This window comes from Burkholderia sp. Ac-20349 (assembly GCF_017104865.1).
Taxonomy (GTDB): Bacteria; Pseudomonadota; Gammaproteobacteria; order Burkholderiales; family Burkholderiaceae; genus Burkholderia; species Burkholderia aenigmatica.
In genome coordinates, this window is the sequence record NZ_JAAGPM010000004.1 from 95,979 (window position 1) to 112,630 (window position 16,652).

The following is a 16,652-nucleotide window of genomic DNA, read 5'->3' on the forward strand; positions in this document are numbered from 1 at the left end:
GTCGAGCCGCGAGCGTCAGCATTCAGAGCGTAAGGGGGAGCGTCGATGCGTTATGTCGTCGACAGGCCAGGACTGTCGATTTCCTGCCACTCGGCCGCGCCACGGCGCCGCAGATGTCGCGGCGACAGGCCGAAGGCCTTGCGCATCGAGTAGGCGAAATGAGGGGCCGAAGCGAAGCCCACGGTGTTCTGGATGTCGACTACCGGCAAGGTGGTCGAGACGAGCAGGCGCTTCGCTTCGACGAGGCGTGTATCGAGTACGTACTGGCCGATCGAGCGACCCTGTTCGGCCTGGAACCATCTCGACAGCGTCCGCTCGGATGTGCCGAACTGACGCGCGAGCGTCGTGCAGGACAGATCGCCGTCGAGGTGCTCGCCGATGTAAATCCTGACCTCGCGCACGATGTCCGCCGGCTCGCGCGAGCGCGACGGCAGGACGGACGTCATGATGCGACCGGCCTCCTGCAGAATGAGCAGGTCGAGTTCGTACGGCCCGAGAAGCGGGCCGGATTTTCGCGCGAGATGCGCACGCACGCGCAGCAGGTCGGAGAGGAGCAGCGACGCTCCCCATTTCTCCGAATGTCGTATCGGCGAGCGCAGATCCGCATTGACCCGCGGCATCAGGCTGTCGATGTTCAGGTAGTAGCAGAGATGGCGCTGTCCGGGCGTTGCGGATACGTGATGGATGTGCCGTTCGGGAACGAACCAGAGACTCCCGCTCGCCAGCACCTCGCCGCGCGCCTGGCGTGGCGATGACACCGAGAAGATGCCGTCGAGCGGGACAAACAGCATGTCGCAAGGATGGGCATGCGGGCCATTCGAATAGTGGCCCTGATTGTCGCAGACGACGTCAAAATCGATGTTCATTGCAACGCTTCGGTTAAAAGCAACCCGTGAAGTGTAGGACGAAAGCGGGAAAGCGGAACTGCACCGGGAGCCACGAAACTTCGGATACGGGCCGCAACGGGAAATTCGAAGTATGGAAATCGGAATCTTCGTCAGCGTTTCGCACCCTCCGCGATTCCCGGACAATTACAGTGATCCGATGAAATCCACGATCTTGCCCGTGACCTCGCGAGGCCGCTCGAGGCTCGGCAAATGGGCGGTACTTGTTATGGGGTGGAAGATGCCGCCAGACAGGGTATTCGCGACGTAACGACTGCGCTCCTGTATGCCGGGAAGGTCAAGATCACCGCACATCACCAAGGTCGGGACGGAAATTTCCGCCAGGCGCCCATATGCAATCGGAGCATCCGCGTTCATGCCCGCCGGGGGCAAACCGAGCGCGACAGCGTTCATCTCGTCAAACAGCGCGCGAGCCTCACCTGTGACGCGCCCTTCGCGCTGAAGCGGGCCGTCGAGCCACAGACTCGCGCGTATTGCAATGGCTTCGTCAATATGGCCGTTGGCCTCAGCGTCTGCTAAATGGGCGATCAAATCGTCAACCTGCGCCGCATGGGTTAGTTTTGGCGCGCCGGTCACACTCGGCGCAACCAGAACAAGCGCGCGAACACGTGACGGATATCGAAGCGCTGCGTCGAGTGCTATTCCGCCTCCTTGCGAGCAGGCCACCAGTATTGCAGGAGAGCCGTCTGTCGCCGACTCGATAACGGCGATCAGATCCTCGACGGAAGAATGAGCCTCTGCTTCAGCAGCTGTTTCTCCAAAGCCTCGCCGATCGTAGGCAACGGCCTGGAGATTCGCGCCGATTTCGCGCATCTGGCGGTCCCACATCCGGCGGTCCGCGACGCGTGCGTGCAGAAACACAATCGGGGCGCCACGACCGACGACTTCGGTCGCCAGTGCAGCGCGCCCGGATTTGACGTGAAAGCGGTTCGTCATGAGCTATCCAGTATCCGGGAATGGGCGTGACCGCCGCAGCGCGGGTGTTTCGTTTCCGTCGTCAAACGGGTCAAGCCAGGGATGGCGGACCGCGAGCGCATCGAGCATGCGCGACGTCCAAACCGGGTTCCGGCTTGAGCGAACCGCGTTCCAGGCGAAGTAAATCACGACAGCCAGCCGCCTGCCCATGACGCCCCCAGGGTCGTCATGGAAAACTGTATGAATATACAGTATAGTGTCCGACGAAATCGAGCCGCACGGGTACAACCTTGCGGCCCGCGCGCCGCGCCTGCGGGCATCCGCCGCAGCGTTCCGGCACCGTGAACTCTGGCTAACTCATTCAGACGGGCAGGCAAATTGTCATCCAGCAATCTGATCCGCATTCGCGGAGCACGTCAGCACAACCTCAAGAATCTCGACCTCGACCTGCGCACCGGCGAGATGACGGTCGTCACCGGCCCGTCGGGCTCCGGCAAGTCGAGTCTCGTGTTCGATACGCTGTACGCGGAAGGCCAGCGGCGCTACGTCGAGACGTTCAGCGCGTACGCGCGGCAGTTCCTCGACCGGATGGACCGCCCGCAGGTCGAGCGCGTCGACGGCGTACCGCCCGCGATCGCGATCGACCAGACCAACCCGGTGCGCAGTTCGCGCTCGACCGTCGGCACGATGACCGAGCTGAACGATCACCTGAAGCTGCTGTATGCTCGCGCGGCCGAGCTGTTCGACCGCCAGACCGCACGGCAGGTGCGGCACGATACGCCGGAGACGATCTACGCGGAGCTCGTCGCGCGCACGCAGGCGGACGATCCGCGCGTCGTCGTCACGTTTCCGGTCGAATTGCCGGAAACGGTGTCCGACGAAGAAATCGCGCAGTGGTTGTCCGCGAGCGGCTATACGCGCGTGCAGGCGCAGCGCGAGGTCGCGTCGGCCACCGGGCCGCGCAAGGTGCTCGACGTGGTGGCCGACCGCTTCCGCGTGCAGAACACCGACAAGGTGCGCGTCGTCGAGGCGATCGAGGCGTCGCTGAAACGCGGCGGCGGCCGCGTGAACGTGTACGTGCTCGCGGCGGAGCCGGAGCAGGCGGATGGCGCGGCCGCCGAGCCGCAGGTGTGGCGTTTCTCCACCGGGCTTCACGATCCCGACAGCGACCTGCGCTACGCGGAGCCGCAGGCGGCGTTGTTCTCGTTCAATTCGGCGTACGGCGCGTGCGAAACCTGCCGCGGCTTCGGCCGCGTGATCGGCGTCGATCTCGGCCTCGTGATCCCCGACGCGCGCAAGACGCTGCGCGGCGGCGCGATCAAGCCGATGCAGACACCGGCCTGGAAGGAGTGCCAGGACGACCTGATGCGCTACGCGGCGAAAGCCGGCATCCCGCGCGACACGCCTTGGGCCGAGTTGTCGGACGCCGAGCGCGACTGGGTCGTCAACGGTTCGCCGGACTGGAACGGCAAGTGGCAGAGCCAGTGGTACGGCGTGAAGCGCTTCTTCGGCTATCTCGAGTCGAAGGCGTACAAGATGCATATCCGCGTGCTGCTGTCGAAATACCGCAGCTACACGCCGTGCGACGTGTGCGGCGGCGCGCGCCTGAAAACGGAATCGTTGCAATGGCGGCTCGGCTCGAAAGAGAACGCCGACGGCGTGCTTGCGCCGGCCAGCCGCTTCATGCCGCGCGGCGTCGACTGGAGCCGTGCGCAGCTCGAAGCGCTGCCGGGCCTGACCGTGCACGACTTGATGCTGCTGCCGATCGAGCGCATTCGCCGCTTCTTCGATGACATAAGCTTGCCGAGCGCGCTGCTCGACGATGCGTTGAAGCTGCTGCTCGCCGAGGTGCGCACGCGCCTGAAATACCTGTGCGACGTGGGGCTCGGCTACCTGACGCTCGACCGGCAGAGCCGCACGCTGTCGGGCGGCGAGGTGCAGCGGATCAACCTGACGACGGCACTCGGCACGTCGCTCACGAAAACCCTGTTCGTGCTCGACGAACCGAGCATCGGGCTGCATCCGCGCGATCTCACACGGATCGTCGAAGCGATGCAGCGGCTGCGCGACGCGGGCAATACGCTGGTCGTGGTCGAACACGATCCGTCGGTGATGCTCGCGGCCGACCGGCTGATCGACATGGGGCCCGGCCCGGGCGAGCGTGGCGGCACGATCGTCTACGACGGCACGCCGGGCGACATCCGGTCGGCGCACACGCTGACGGGCGAGTATCTCGGCGGCCGCAAGCATGTCGCGCACGCGTCGAACTGGGCGCGCCGGGTGGTCGACGCGAACACGTCGCGCATCGTGCTCGAAGGGGCAAGCGAACACAACCTGCGCGACGTGACGGTCGAGATTCCGCTGCAACGGCTCGTCTGCGTGACGGGCGTGTCAGGGTCCGGCAAGTCCACGCTGCTGCAGGACGTGCTCTATCCCGCGATGGCGCGGCATCACGGCAAGGCGACCGAGTCGCCGGGCGCGTTCCGCAGCCTCACGGGCGCCGACCAGGTGGGCGACGTCGTGTTCGTCGACCAGTCGCCGATCGGCAAGACCACGCGCTCGAACCCGGCAAGCTACGTCGGCGCGTTCGACGAGATCCGCAAGCTGTTCGCGAAGGCGCCGCTCGCGCTGCAACGCGGCTACGGCGCCGGCACGTTCAGCTTCAACTCGGGCGACGGCCGTTGCCCGACCTGCGGCGGCTCGGGCTTCGAGCACATCGAGATGCAGTTCCTGAGCGATGTCTACCTGCGCTGCCCGGACTGCGACGGCAGCCGCTATCGTGCCGAGATTCTCGAAGTGCGCATCGAGCGCAACGGCCGCGCGCTGAGCATCGCCGACGTGCTGGATCTCACCGTCAGCGAAGCGGCCGCGTTCTTCGCGACCGACGCCGAGGTGCTGCGCGTGCTGCAGCCGATCGTCGACGTCGGCCTCGAATACGTGAAGCTCGGCCAGCCGGTGCCGACGCTGTCGGGCGGCGAAGCGCAGCGCCTGAAACTGGCCGGCTTCCTCGCCGAATCGGCGGCGGCCGTCAACGGGCGCCGGGTCGTCACGGAAGAGGCACGTATCGCGCGGGCGAAGCTGTTCATGTTCGACGAACCGACCACCGGGTTGCACTTCGACGACATCGCGAAGCTGATGCAGGCGTTCGGCAAGCTGCTCGCGGCCGGCCATTCGCTGATCGTGATCGAGCACAACCTCGACGTGATCCGCGCAGCCGACTGGCTGATCGATCTCGGCCCGGAGGGCGGCGACGGCGGCGGTCTCGTGCTGTGCGCGGGCACGCCGGATGACGTGAAAGCCTGCGCCGCATCGCATACCGGCGTGGCGCTGCTGCAGTACGACCGCGCGATGGACGCCGAGCTGGCGCTCGCCGACGAAGGCAAGCCGTTGCAGGCCGTGCTGAACGCGGCGCGCGAGCGGCGTGCGATCGAAGGCGAGGACGTCGTGCGGATCGTCAACGCGCGCGAGCACAACCTGAAGGCACTCGACGTCGATATTCCACACGGCAAGTTCAACGTGATCACCGGCGTGTCGGGTTCCGGCAAGTCGACGCTCGCGTTCGACATCCTGTTCCACGAAGGCCAGCGCCGTTACCTCGAATCGCTGAACGCGTACGCGCGCTCGATCGTGCAGCCGGCCGGCCGCCCGGAAGTCGACGCGGTGTACGGCATTCCGCCGACCGTCGCGATCGAGCAGCGGCTGTCGCGCGGCGGGCGCAAGAGCACGGTCGCGACCACGTCCGAGGTCTGGCACTTCCTGCGGCTGCTGTACGTGAAGCTCGGGCTGCAGCATTGCATCCACGACGGCACGCCGGTTACGTCGCAATCGGTCGAATCGATCGCCGCGCAGTTGCTGCGCGACCATCGCGACGAGCACGTCGGGCTGCTTGCGCCGCTCGTCGTCAACCGCAAGGGCGTGTATACGGATCTTGCGAAGTGGGCAAAGGCGCGCGGCAGCACGCATCTGCGGGTCGATGGCGAGTTCGTGCCGGTCGATCCGTGGCCGAAGCTCGACCGCTTCCGCGAGCACACGATCGAGCTGCCGGTCGCCGATATCGTCGTGTCGCCCGATAACGAAGCCGAATTGCGCCGCGTGCTCGACGAGACGCTCGAGCTCGGCAAGGGCGTGATGCATCTGCTGGCGCCGCTCGACGGGTTGCACGATGCGATGCAGAACGATCATTCGACCGCGCGCGTCGGCACGGTCAAGGTGCTGTCGGTCAAGCGCGCGTGCCCGGTGTGCGGCACGAGCTACCCGGAGCTGGACCCGCGGATGTTCTCGTACAACAGCAAGCATGGCTGGTGCACGACCTGCGTCGGCACCGGCGTCACGCTCACGCGCGAACAGCGCGCCGCGTACGACGACACGGTGCTCGCCGAGGACGGCCGCGGCCGCGAGCAGACGCTGCCGTCCGACGAGCAGGAGCCGGAAGGCGTCGGCAACGAGCCGTGCCCGGATTGCCACGGCACGCGGCTGAACCCGTCCGCGCGCGCGGTCACGTTCGACGCGCATCCGATCGTCGAGGTCGCGCAATGGACGGTGTCCGACACGCGTCGCTGGATCGACGGGCTGGAACTGACGGGCCGCGACGCGCAGATCGCGCGCGACATCGTCAGCGAGATCGGCAGCCGCCTCGCGTTTCTGGAGGAAGTCGGGCTCGGCTACCTGAGCCTCGATCGCGCGGCGCCGAGCCTGTCGGGCGGCGAAGCGCAGCGCATCCGGCTCGCCGCGCAGCTCGGCAGCAACCTGCAGGGGGTCTGCTACGTGCTCGACGAACCGACGATCGGCCTGCATCCGCGCGACAACCAGATCCTGCTGGACGCGCTGCGCAAGCTCGGCGACAAGGGCAATACGCTCGTCGTCGTCGAGCATGACGAGGACACGATCCGCCGCGCCGATCACATCATCGACGTCGGCCCGGGCGCGGGCAAGCGTGGCGGCACGCTGGTCGCGCAGGGCGCGGTCGCGGATCTGGCCGCGCAGTCCGATTCGGTAACCGGGCGCCTGCTCGCGCAGCCGATGACGCACCCGCTGCAGCCGCGCCGCAGCGTGAGTTTGCCGGGCAAGAAGGGCGGTGCCGCGGTGCCGGATGCGTGGCTGACCGTGCATGGCGCACGGCTGCACAACCTGCGCGACGTCACGGTCGGCATTCCGCTCGCGCGGCTCGTCGCGGTCACGGGCGTGAGCGGCTCGGGCAAGTCGACGCTCGCGCGCGACGTGCTGATGACGAACCTGCTCGATGCGGTCGGCCGCTCGGTGCTGTCGTCGCCGGCCACGCGGCGCGCACGCAAGGCTGCGCAGCAGGACGCGCCGGCCACCAACCGCCGTTCGAGCGTGCTGGCGCGCAGCGCACCGCGGCCGTCGCTGAACGTCACGCATGCGTGGCAGGGCTGCGAGTCGCTGAGCGGCTGGGAGCAGATCGATCGCGTGCTGGAAGTCGACCAGACGCCGATCGGCAAGACCCCGCGCTCGTGCCCGGCCACCTATATCGGCGTGTGGGACACGATCCGCAAGCTGTTTGCCGATACGCTGGAGGCACGGGCGCGCGGCTACACGGCGTCGCGTTTCTCGTTCAATACCGGCGACGGGCGCTGCCCCGCATGCGAAGGGCAAGGCGTGCGCACGATCGGCATGAGCTTCCTGCCCGACGTGAAGGTGCCGTGCGATGTGTGTCACGGGCAGCGCTTCAACCCCGAAACGCTCGCCGTCACGTGGCGCGGCCGGAACATCGGTGACGTGCTGACGATGGAGATCGACGAGGCGGTGGAGTTCTTCGCGCCGATCTCGAACATCGCGCATCCGCTGCAACTGATGAAGGATGTCGGCCTCGGCTACCTGACGCTCGGCCAGCCGTCGCCGACGCTGTCGGGCGGCGAGGCGCAGCGCATCAAGCTCGTCACCGAGCTGACGAAGGTGCGCGACGACATCACGCGGCGCGGCCAGAAGGCGCCGCACACGCTGTACGTGCTCGATGAACCGACGGTCGGCCTGCACATGGCCGACGTCGCGAAGCTGATCCGCGTGCTGCACCGGCTCGTCGATGCGGGGCACAGCGTCGTCGTGATCGAGCATGACCTCGACGTGATCGCGGAAGCCGACTGGATCATCGATCTCGGGCCGGAAGGCGGGGTGGGCGGCGGCACGATCGTCGCAGCGGCGCCGCCGGAAGCGCTCGTGCAGGTGAGCGCCAGCCATACCGGGCACGCACTCAAGCCCGTGCTGGCGCGGACGGGTTCGGATGAGGGGGAAGCCGAGTGCGAGGGAGAAGCGCGGGTCGGGTGAGCGTGATGCTTCGTATCGACGGCTCCGGAGACGGGCGATGATTTCCCCCAGCTAACTGGCAAGTGGCTGAGGCCGCGCCGCGATCCGGCCCAAGCACCCCTCTTTGAGGGGTGTTTTTTTGGGGCAACTGTCGACGCAAGATGCAGCCGCCGCGCCACGCGCCCGACCGAGCGGTGGCATCCATTGTTAATGCGGCTCGAATACTGAGTTGGATGCAAGGGGGATACGAGAAAGCGCCCCGCATCGTTAGGATGAATGTCGTTGGCGGACGGACGTTTCCGGATCGTCCAGTCATTCTCTAACCGCATCAGGAGTGCAATCTTGGCGACCTATATCGTCTTCACGCGTGAAAGCACGCAGGATCAGCAGGAACTCGACATCTACCAGAGCAAGGTTGGCGCGACGCTGACCGGCCACCCGGTGAAGGTGCTGGCCGCGTATGGCCCGCAGGAAACGCTCGAGGGCGACGGCCCGGAGGGCGTGGTGATCGTCGAGTTTCCGTCCAGGGACGCCGCGCGCGCGTGGTACGACAGCCCGGAATACCAGAGCGCCGTCCAGCATCGCTTCAAGGGCGCACGCTTTCGGGCCGTGCTGGTCGAAGGTGCCTGACCGGGCCGGCGGGGGCTGCTCGCCGACCGCCGTTACAACCACGCCATCGACGAATCCGTATCCGTGCATGCGATTGCGTCGTCGCCGTCCTCAATGAAATGCCAGGCCTGGCAACAGGATGTCGAAAGTCTGGCTGACCATCGGTAGCGCCCTCGGTCTCGGGCGCACTGTCATTGGCTGTCGGATAGTATTCGGATCTGTAGCAATCAAAACACGTTGTTGCACCCGTTCCTGCCGTTTCTCAGGATCATCTCCACCGTGGCAATCTTGCGCGGCCAGCGTCACCTTCCAACCTCGATCACGGGCCTGCGTCATATCCTGAGTAATCAGCTGCCATTCCCGAATGGGGAGCCTTGCGGTGACCATACTGACGAGGCACTCCGTTTGTGACGCAAGCAAGATCAACCATTCGCCGAGCCAATCAGCCTCGTCGAGCCTTTCTGGAACCCTCTCTCATGCTTTCGAAGAAATCCCGTCTCTTCATCGTGGCCAGCGCCATTTTCACGGCCCATGCAGCCGCACAATCCCCCGCGCCGGCACCGATTCCCGAACAATTGCCGTATGACATCCCGTACGGTCCGCCCATCACGCTGGCACAGGCGCGCACGGCGATGGCGGCCGCCGAAGCAGAGGCCCGACACCGCAACTGGAAATACGCGATCGCCGTCGTCGACAGCGGCGGGAATCTGGTCTCGTGCGACAAAATGGATGGGACGCAACTCGCATCCACCGATATTGCGGAAGCCAAGGCGCGGGCATCGGTGCGTTTCCGCAGGCAGACCAAGGACATGCAGAACGCGATCAACAACGGCGGCGCGACCGGCAACCTCAGCATCCCGGGCATTCTCGCGGGAGAGGGCGGTATTCCGATCGTGGTGGGCGGGCAACTGATCGGTGCAATCGGGACCAGCGGTGGCGCGGGCGTGCAGGATAGCGTGATCGCGGCCGCGGGTGCGGCGGCAGTCCGGTAAATCGCCGCACTACAGGCCGGCAGTTTATAAGCCGATTATTCTTTCAAAATAATAATAAAAACCTGACGTTTTAATTTCATTTGGTTTTGCGCGTATCCGAGGCCGACTGCGGCCCGATGGATTCGCCCCGCGTCAGCCGTGATTGACCGCTCGACTCGGTCGCGAAAATACGCGATTCGATCGATATCGCTACACTTCCCCCCATCGCGATGAAAATTTGAACCGGTTGCTGGATGCAAAAATGGAACCGGTTCCATTCGCTGGCCGGATTATGCATAATCCGGCCAGATAAAAATTCGCATTGCATGGCATGTGCAATACTTGGTTCAGCCGGTCATGGTCGTTTGCCGGTGCTGTCGGACGGGTTACGCACTGCCGGTGGGGGAGGCATTCCGTTGTTTCGCGCGGAGCGACTCCCGTCGCCGATTATTTGCAAGAAAGCCTGCGAGCAACCTCTCGCCAAAAAGACGATAACGACATGGCCCCTAACGATCATGACACGCGCGTCATCGCGCGCGCCGGCATTACCCGGCGAGCAGCCCTGAAAGTGATGGCGGCAGCACTGACGCAAGTCGGGCTGCTCACCGCCGCGCCCGGATACGCATTCGCGCAGCAGCCGTCGCTCGACGCCAAGACCTTTCTCGCACTGTCGCAAGCACTGACAGGCCACACGAATCTCGACCCGATGACGGCCAGACGCCTCATCGATGCGTTCCACCGCACGGACGCCGGTTTTGCCGCGCGGGCGGCCGCGCTGGCGCAACGCATGCGCGCCGGGCAGACCCCGGCGCAACTGCTGGCCGATGCCGATGGCGCGGGCCTGCACGACACCGCGCTCGCGATCGTCGCCGCGTGGTACACGGGCACCGTCGGTCATGGCCAGAAGGCCGTGATGGTCACGTATGCGGATGCGCTGATGTACGGCACCGTCCACGACGGGATGAGCGCGCCGACCTACTGTTCGAACGGCCCGCTGTGGTGGACCGCCGAACCGCCGCCGGCCGATGTCGCGCCGCCGCGCAAAGCAGTCGCGTCAGCCACTTCACAGCACCCGCAAACGCACGCCTGAATCTCATGAAAACTCCTGTATTTGAATCGAACGGCGACGTGTCGGCCGACGTCGTGATCGTGGGATCCGGCGTGGTGGGCGGCTTGATCGCCGACCAGCTGGTGAGCCAGGGCCACTCGGTGCTGATCCTCGAATCCGGCCTGCGCATCGAGCGTGGGCAGGCGGTCGAGAACTGGCGCAACATGCCGTTCGACAATCGCGTCGGCTCCGACTTCCAGGGGCTCTACCCGCAGGCGCCGAATGCGCCGGCCCCGCTGTATTTCCCGAAGAACAACTACGTCGGCCTGAGCGGCCCGGACGGCCAGAGTTTCCAGCAGGGCTACCTGCGCACGGTCGGCGGCACGACCTGGCACTGGGCCGCGTCGAGCTGGCGGCATCTGCCGGTCGATTTCCGGATGAAGTCGACGTATGGCGTCGGTCGCGACTGGCCGATCGCCTATGAGGAACTCGAGCCGTACTACTGCCGTGCGGAAGACGAGATGGGCGTTGCCGGGCCGAGCGACCCGGCGATGCAGTCGCCGTCGCAACGCAGCCGCCCGTATCCGATGGACATGGTGCCGTGGGGGCATGGCGACCGGCGCTTCGCCGAAATCGTCAACGCGCACGGCTACCGGTCGATCCCGATTCCGCAGGCGCGCAGCACGCGGCCGTGGCAGGGCCGCCCGACCTGCTGCGGCAACAACAACTGCCAGCCGATTTGCCCGATCGGCGCGATGTACAACGGCATCCACCACATCGAGCGCGCGGAGCGCAAGGGTGCGAAGTTGCTCGCCGAATCGGTCGTCTACAAGATCGACACCGATGCGAACAATCGCGTGACGGCCGTGCATTGGTACGACGCGTCGCACAAGTCGCACAAGGCGAGCGGCAAGCGGTTCGTGCTCGCCTGCAACGGCATCGAGACCCCGCGCCTGCTGCTGCTGGCCGCGAACGAGCGCAATCCGCACGGCATCGCGAACGGCTCGGACCAGGTCGGCCGCAACATGATGGATCACTCGGGCTTCCACTGCACGTTCCTCGCGAACGAGCCGATGTGGCTCGGCCGCGGCCCCGCGCAGAGCAGCTGTATCGTCGGTCCGCGCGACGGCGATTTCCGCGGACAGTATTCGGCGAACAAGATGATCCTGAACAACATCTCGCGCGTCGGGCCGGCGACGCAGCAGGCGCTGAAGCTCGGCCTGGTCGGCAAGGCACTCGACGAGGAAATCCGGCGGCGCGCGATCTACGGCGTCGACCTGTCGATCAGCCTCGAACCGCTGCCGGATCCGAACAACCGCCTGACGCTCAACAAGACGCGCGTCGATCCGCTCGGCCTCGCGTGCCCCGACATCCACTACGACGTCGGCGACTACGTGCGGCGCGGCTACGACGCGGCATGCAAGCAGCTGTCGCACATCGGCAGCCTGTTCGACGCGGTCGAATTCAACATCACGACGACGCTGAACGCGAACAATCACATCATGGGCGGCACCATCATGGGCTCGGATCCGAAGAATTCGGTCGTCGACGGCGATTGCCGCGCGCACGACCATGCGAACCTGTGGCTGCCGGGCGGCGGCGCGATGCCGTCGGCGTCCGTCGTCAACACGACGCTGTCGATGGCGGCCCTTGGCCTGAAGGCCGCGGATTCGATTTCCGCCAGCCTCGCGAAGGGTTGATGCGATGACACATACGATTCAACGACACCGTCGCGCGCGGCGCGGCACCGGGTATCGCGCGGCCATCGCGGCCGGCCTGTTCGCGCTCGTCGGCAGCGCATCCGCGTTCGCGCAGGATGCGCCGGCCGGCCCGGCTTCGACATCGGCAGACGCCGCGCTGATCGAAAAGGGCCATCAGCTCGCGATCGCGGCGGACTGCATGGCATGCCATACGGCGCTCGACGGCGGCAAGCCATTCGCGGGCGGATACGGCATCGCGTCGCCGATGGGGCAGATCTATTCGAGCAACATCACGCCGTCGAAAACGGCCGGGATCGGCAACTACACCGAAGCGCAGTTCGCAAGCGCGCTGCGCGAAGGCGTGCGCGCGGATGGCGCGCATCTGTATCCCGCGATGCCCTATACGTCGTACAGCGGCCTCAGCGACGACGACGTGCACGCGCTTTACAGCTACTTCATGCATGCGGTGAAGCCGGTCGACGAACCCGCGCCCGCCACGAACCTGCCGTTCCCGTTCGGCATGCGCATGGCGATGGCGGGATGGAACATGCTGTTCCTGACGAACAAGCGTTTCGAAGCCGATCCCGCCCACGACGCGCAGTGGAATCGCGGCGCGTACCTGACCAACGTGCTGGCGCACTGCAGCGCGTGCCACACGCCGCGCAACGTGCTGATGGCCGAAGACTTCGGCCGCAACCTGGGCGGCGCGCAACTCGGCGCGTGGTACGCGCCGAACATCACGTCGGATCCGGTGAGCGGCATCGGCGCGTGGACCGACGCCGAGCTGGTGTCGTACCTGAAGACCGGCCGCGCACCGGGCAAGAACCAGGCGGCCGGGCCGATGGCGGAAGCCGTGCAGAACAGCCTGCAGTATCTGTCGGACGCGGACCTGAAATCGATCGTCTCGTATCTGCGCAGCACGAAGCCGATCCGCGACGACCGCGAGTCGGTGCCGGCATTCGCGCACGGGCAGGCGGTCAGCAGCGAAGCGACGTTGCGCGGCGCATCCGCGCTGAATGCGAACGGCACGCTGACGACGGGGGCGGCGCTGTTCAGCGGATACTGCGCGAGTTGCCACCAGGCCAACGGCAAGGGCAGCCCGAGCCAGGCGTATCCGTCGCTGTCGAACAATACCGCCACAGGCTCACGTAATCCGTCGAACCTGATTGCGGCGATCCTGTACGGCGTCGATCGCGAGGTGGGAGGCGAGCACGTGCTGATGCCGTCTTTCGGTGAGGATTCCTACGTCCAGCCGCTCAAAGACGATCAGATCGCTGCAATCTCGAACTACGTGCTCGCGCAGTACGGCAATCCGGACGTGACCGTCACCGCTGACGACGTTGCCGTCGTGCGCAGCGGCGGCCCGGTTCCATTGCTCGTGCGCGTCCGGCCGCTGATCCTGCCTGGCGCGGTGGTTGTCGTGCTGATCGCGCTGTTGGGCGTCGCATTCTGGTGGCGCCGCCGCCAACGCACGCCGCTGGCCAATCCGCCGCAAGGCAAGGCCGGCTGATTCAGCGGACCGCCGCGCACGTGCGGCGCGAAAGCAGGCATCGATCCCGTTGCGCAAGCCGACGGGTATCGAGCCTGCTTTCGCATTTCAGGTCAAAAGCGGCGCGCGCGCAGTCGCGTGCCGCTGCATCACGCGGTATGCCATCACGCTTGCGGCGCGACGGATGCGCCGCTGATGCCATGCCGCCGCAGCGAATCCGCGACGAAGCCCGACGCCTTCATTTCCTCGACGAACGCATTCAGCGCCGCCGCGGCCGCTTCGCCGCGACTCTTCGGCACGCCCATGGCCTGCCGGATCACCATGAACCGCTCGTCGAGCAGGCGCAGGCCCGGCGTCTTCGCCGCGTCGGCCTCGAGTTGCTGCTTCACGCCCGCCGCGACTTCCAGCTGCTGCTCGACGAAGGTCTGCACGACGGCCTGCGACGTCGGCGCACGCACGATCTGCGCGGCCTTCAGTTCGCGCGTGAGGAACAGGTCGTAGGCGCTGCCCTTGCCGACGGTCACGCGGTTGTCGGGCTGGTCGACGTCCGCATTCGTGCGGATCGGCGAAGCGTCGCGCACGAGATAGAACCCCTCGATCAGCACGTACGGCGCCGTGAACGCGACCGTTTCGCCGCGCAGCGGATCGACCGCGAAGAATCCGAAATCGGCACGCTCGTCGGTCAGTGCCTGCACCGACTTTCCGGCGGCGTCGAACACCACGAGCTCCAGCTCGGCTGACAGGCGTTCGGCGAACGCGCGCGCGAGGTCGATCGATACGCCGAACGGTTCGCCCGTCGCCGGGTCGCGATTCGCGAGGATCGGGTTGCCGAGATTGATCGACGCGCGCAGCTTGCCGGTCGGCGTGAACGCGGAGAGGACGGAAGGGGCGAGGGACATGGGCGGCTCGTTGCGGTCGTAAGGGCAGGGTTCGGGGCGTGTCGATACGCGACAGTACGCCGGCATCGAGCTTATCACCTGGCTTTCGTCGTGGAATAGCGTCGAGCGGCTCAAGCCCGCCTTCGTCGCCAGTTCGGCGTTGCGATACCTCTACCTTCTCCGGACCTCGTTGCTCGAACCGCAAGCGATGAGGTGACAGACAGACAAGGGGCGAGCGGCTCCTCCGAGGGGCGATTGGGTGCCGGAAAATGGGCTGGATCGGGTTGCTTTGCGTCAGCGGCTGCTTCCGGTTGACCGTATCTGCCCCCGCCGGCGGCGTCCAGCCAGGCGGGGCGGGCCTTGATCCGCCCGGCAACCGCTAGAATTGCGGTTTTAGCCCGGAATACGTCCATGTCTTTTGCCTCGCTCGGCCTGATCGATCCCTTGCTGCGTAATCTGCAGGACCTCAATTACCAGGCCCCTACGCCGGTGCAGGCCAAGGCGATTCCTGCCGTGCTCGGTGGCAAGGACGTGATGGCGGCGGCCCAGACCGGTACCGGCAAGACGGCGGGTTTCGCGCTGCCGTTGTTGCAACGGCTGGTGCAACACGGCCCGGCGGTGTCCAGCAACCGCGCACGCGTGCTGGTGCTGGTGCCCACGCGTGAGCTGGCCGAACAAGTGCTGCAAAGCTTCATCGCTTACGGTCAAGGCCTCGACTTGCGATATCTGGCGGCCTACGGCGGCGTGAGCATCAACCCGCAGATGATGAAGTTGCGCAAGGGCGTGGATGTGCTCGTGGCCACGCCGGGCCGTTTGCTGGATCTCAACCGCCAGAACGCGGTGCAGTTCGATCAAGTACAAACGCTGGTGCTGGACGAAGCCGACCGCATGCTGGATCTCGGCTTTGCACGCGAACTCAACGCCGTCTTTGCCGCGCTGCCCGCGCAGCGCCAGACCCTGCTGTTCTCGGCCACGTTTACCGACGATATCCGCGCGATGGCGGCGAGCATCCTGCGCGACCCGGTCAATATCAGCGTCAGCCCGCCCAATGCCACGGCCAGCAAGATCAAGCAGTGGGTCGTACCGGTCGACAAGCGGAACAAGCCCGACCTGTTCATGCACCTCGTGGCCGAGAACAAGTGGGAGCATGCGCTGGTGTTCGTCAAGACCCGCAATGGCGTGGATTACCTGGCGGCCATGCTGGACGAAGCGGGCTATGCGGTCGACACTATCCACGGCGACAAACCGCAACCCGCGCGGCTGCGTGCGCTGGAGCGCTTCAAGACGGGCGAAGTCCAGATGCTGGTCGCCACCGACGTGGCAGCGCGCGGGCTGGATATCGACGACCTGCCGCTGGTGATCAACGTGGATCTGCCGATCGTGGCGCAGGACTATGTGCACCGTATCGGCCGTACCGGCCGTGCAGGTGCTAGCGGTGTGGCGGTGTCCCTGGTGTGCGCCGACGAAGCGCCGCAACTGGCCGCGATCGAAGCGCTGATCCGGCAAACGCTGCGTCGCGAAGAAGAGCCGGGTTTCGAGGCCGAACACCGCGTGCCGGAAACCAGCGCGACGGGCCAGATCATCAAGAAACCCAAAAAGCCCAAGAAGCCCAAAGTGCCGCAAGCTGGGTCGGGTGCCATGCCGGTGCCTGCCAAAAAGCCGCGCCCGCAAAGTGGCGAGAACAAGCGCAAGCCTGCGGCCCAGCGGGCTGGGGCTGCGGGTAAGGGCGCGAGCTTGTCCAGTGGCAGTCCATTCAGCGCGCAGAAGCCGCGCAGCAAACCCGCCGGCAAGCCCACTAGCAAGCCAGCCGCGGGTTCACGCAAGCCGGCTGGCAAACCCGCCGACGGCCGCGGCAAGCGCCAGCCTTGATTCGTGG

The 16,652-nt window shown here is 66.0% G+C and carries 11 protein-coding genes; 7 read left to right on the plus strand and 4 right to left on the minus strand.

Annotated elements, in window-relative coordinates; translation table 11 throughout:
* Positions 1-50: 50 nt before the first annotated feature.
* Together G3N61_RS02910 and G3N61_RS02915 are read right to left on the minus strand one after the other, a co-directional pair.
* On the minus strand, positions 51-1,031 hold the full coding sequence (locus tag G3N61_RS02910) for an AraC family transcriptional regulator (protein WP_205821459.1): 981 nt from the start codon (positions 1,029-1,031) through the stop codon (positions 51-53).
* Positions 1,032-1,841, minus strand: coding sequence for an alpha/beta hydrolase (locus G3N61_RS02915; protein ID WP_205821460.1), 810 nt, complete (start codon positions 1,839-1,841; stop codon positions 1,032-1,034). It abuts the gene before it with no gap.
* Between the two features lie 357 nt (positions 1,842-2,198).
* Here G3N61_RS02915 and uvrA point away from each other — a divergent pair, with 357 nt between their 5' ends.
* The 3 genes from uvrA to G3N61_RS02930 all read left to right on the plus strand — a co-directional run bounded on the left by uvrA (position 2,199) and on the right by G3N61_RS02930 (position 9,682).
* Complete coding sequence (gene uvrA, locus G3N61_RS02920; protein ID WP_205821461.1) at positions 2,199-8,102, plus strand: excinuclease ABC subunit UvrA; 5,904 nt, start codon at positions 2,199-2,201, stop codon at positions 8,100-8,102.
* Between the two features lie 321 nt (positions 8,103-8,423).
* A complete protein-coding gene (locus tag G3N61_RS02925) occupies positions 8,424-8,711 on the plus strand; it encodes a DUF1330 domain-containing protein (RefSeq protein ID WP_205821462.1) in 288 nt (95 codons plus the stop codon).
* Positions 8,712-9,166: 455 nt separating this feature from the next.
* Complete coding sequence (locus G3N61_RS02930) at positions 9,167-9,682, plus strand: heme-binding protein (RefSeq protein WP_043184338.1); 516 nt, start codon at positions 9,167-9,169, stop codon at positions 9,680-9,682.
* Positions 9,683-9,758: 76 nt separating this feature from the next.
* Here G3N61_RS02930 and G3N61_RS02935 read toward each other — a convergent pair whose 3' ends face one another.
* Entirely contained in the window at positions 9,759-9,989 is a 231-nt protein-coding gene (locus tag G3N61_RS02935; protein ID WP_205821463.1) for a hypothetical protein, read from the minus strand.
* Between the two features lie 171 nt (positions 9,990-10,160).
* Here G3N61_RS02935 and G3N61_RS02940 point away from each other — a divergent pair, with 171 nt between their 5' ends.
* The 3 genes from G3N61_RS02940 to G3N61_RS02950 are packed head-to-tail and all read left to right on the plus strand — an operon-like array spanning position 10,161 to position 13,919.
* The gene (locus G3N61_RS02940) at positions 10,161-10,751 is read left to right on the plus strand and encodes a sugar dehydrogenase complex small subunit (RefSeq protein WP_051889988.1); all 591 of its coding nucleotides are present in this window, start codon (positions 10,161-10,163) and stop codon (positions 10,749-10,751) included.
* Between the two features lie 5 nt (positions 10,752-10,756).
* On the plus strand, positions 10,757-12,409 hold the full coding sequence (locus tag G3N61_RS02945) for a GMC family oxidoreductase (protein ID WP_205821464.1): 1,653 nt from the start codon (positions 10,757-10,759) through the stop codon (positions 12,407-12,409).
* Positions 12,410-12,413: 4 nt separating this feature from the next.
* On the plus strand, positions 12,414-13,919 hold the full coding sequence (locus tag G3N61_RS02950; protein ID WP_205821465.1) for a cytochrome c: 1,506 nt from the start codon (positions 12,414-12,416) through the stop codon (positions 13,917-13,919).
* A gap of 143 nt (positions 13,920-14,062) precedes the next feature.
* On the opposite strand, the gene G3N61_RS02955 is transcribed toward G3N61_RS02950, so the two are convergent.
* A complete protein-coding gene (locus G3N61_RS02955; protein WP_205821467.1) occupies positions 14,063-14,797 on the minus strand; it encodes an ABC transporter substrate-binding protein in 735 nt (244 codons plus the stop codon).
* Between the two features lie 390 nt (positions 14,798-15,187).
* Between G3N61_RS02955 and G3N61_RS02960 the strand changes: the two genes are divergently transcribed.
* Positions 15,188-16,645, plus strand: coding sequence for a DEAD/DEAH box helicase (locus G3N61_RS02960; RefSeq protein ID WP_205821468.1), 1,458 nt, complete (start codon positions 15,188-15,190; stop codon positions 16,643-16,645).
* The last annotated feature ends 7 nt before the right edge of the window (positions 16,646-16,652 follow it).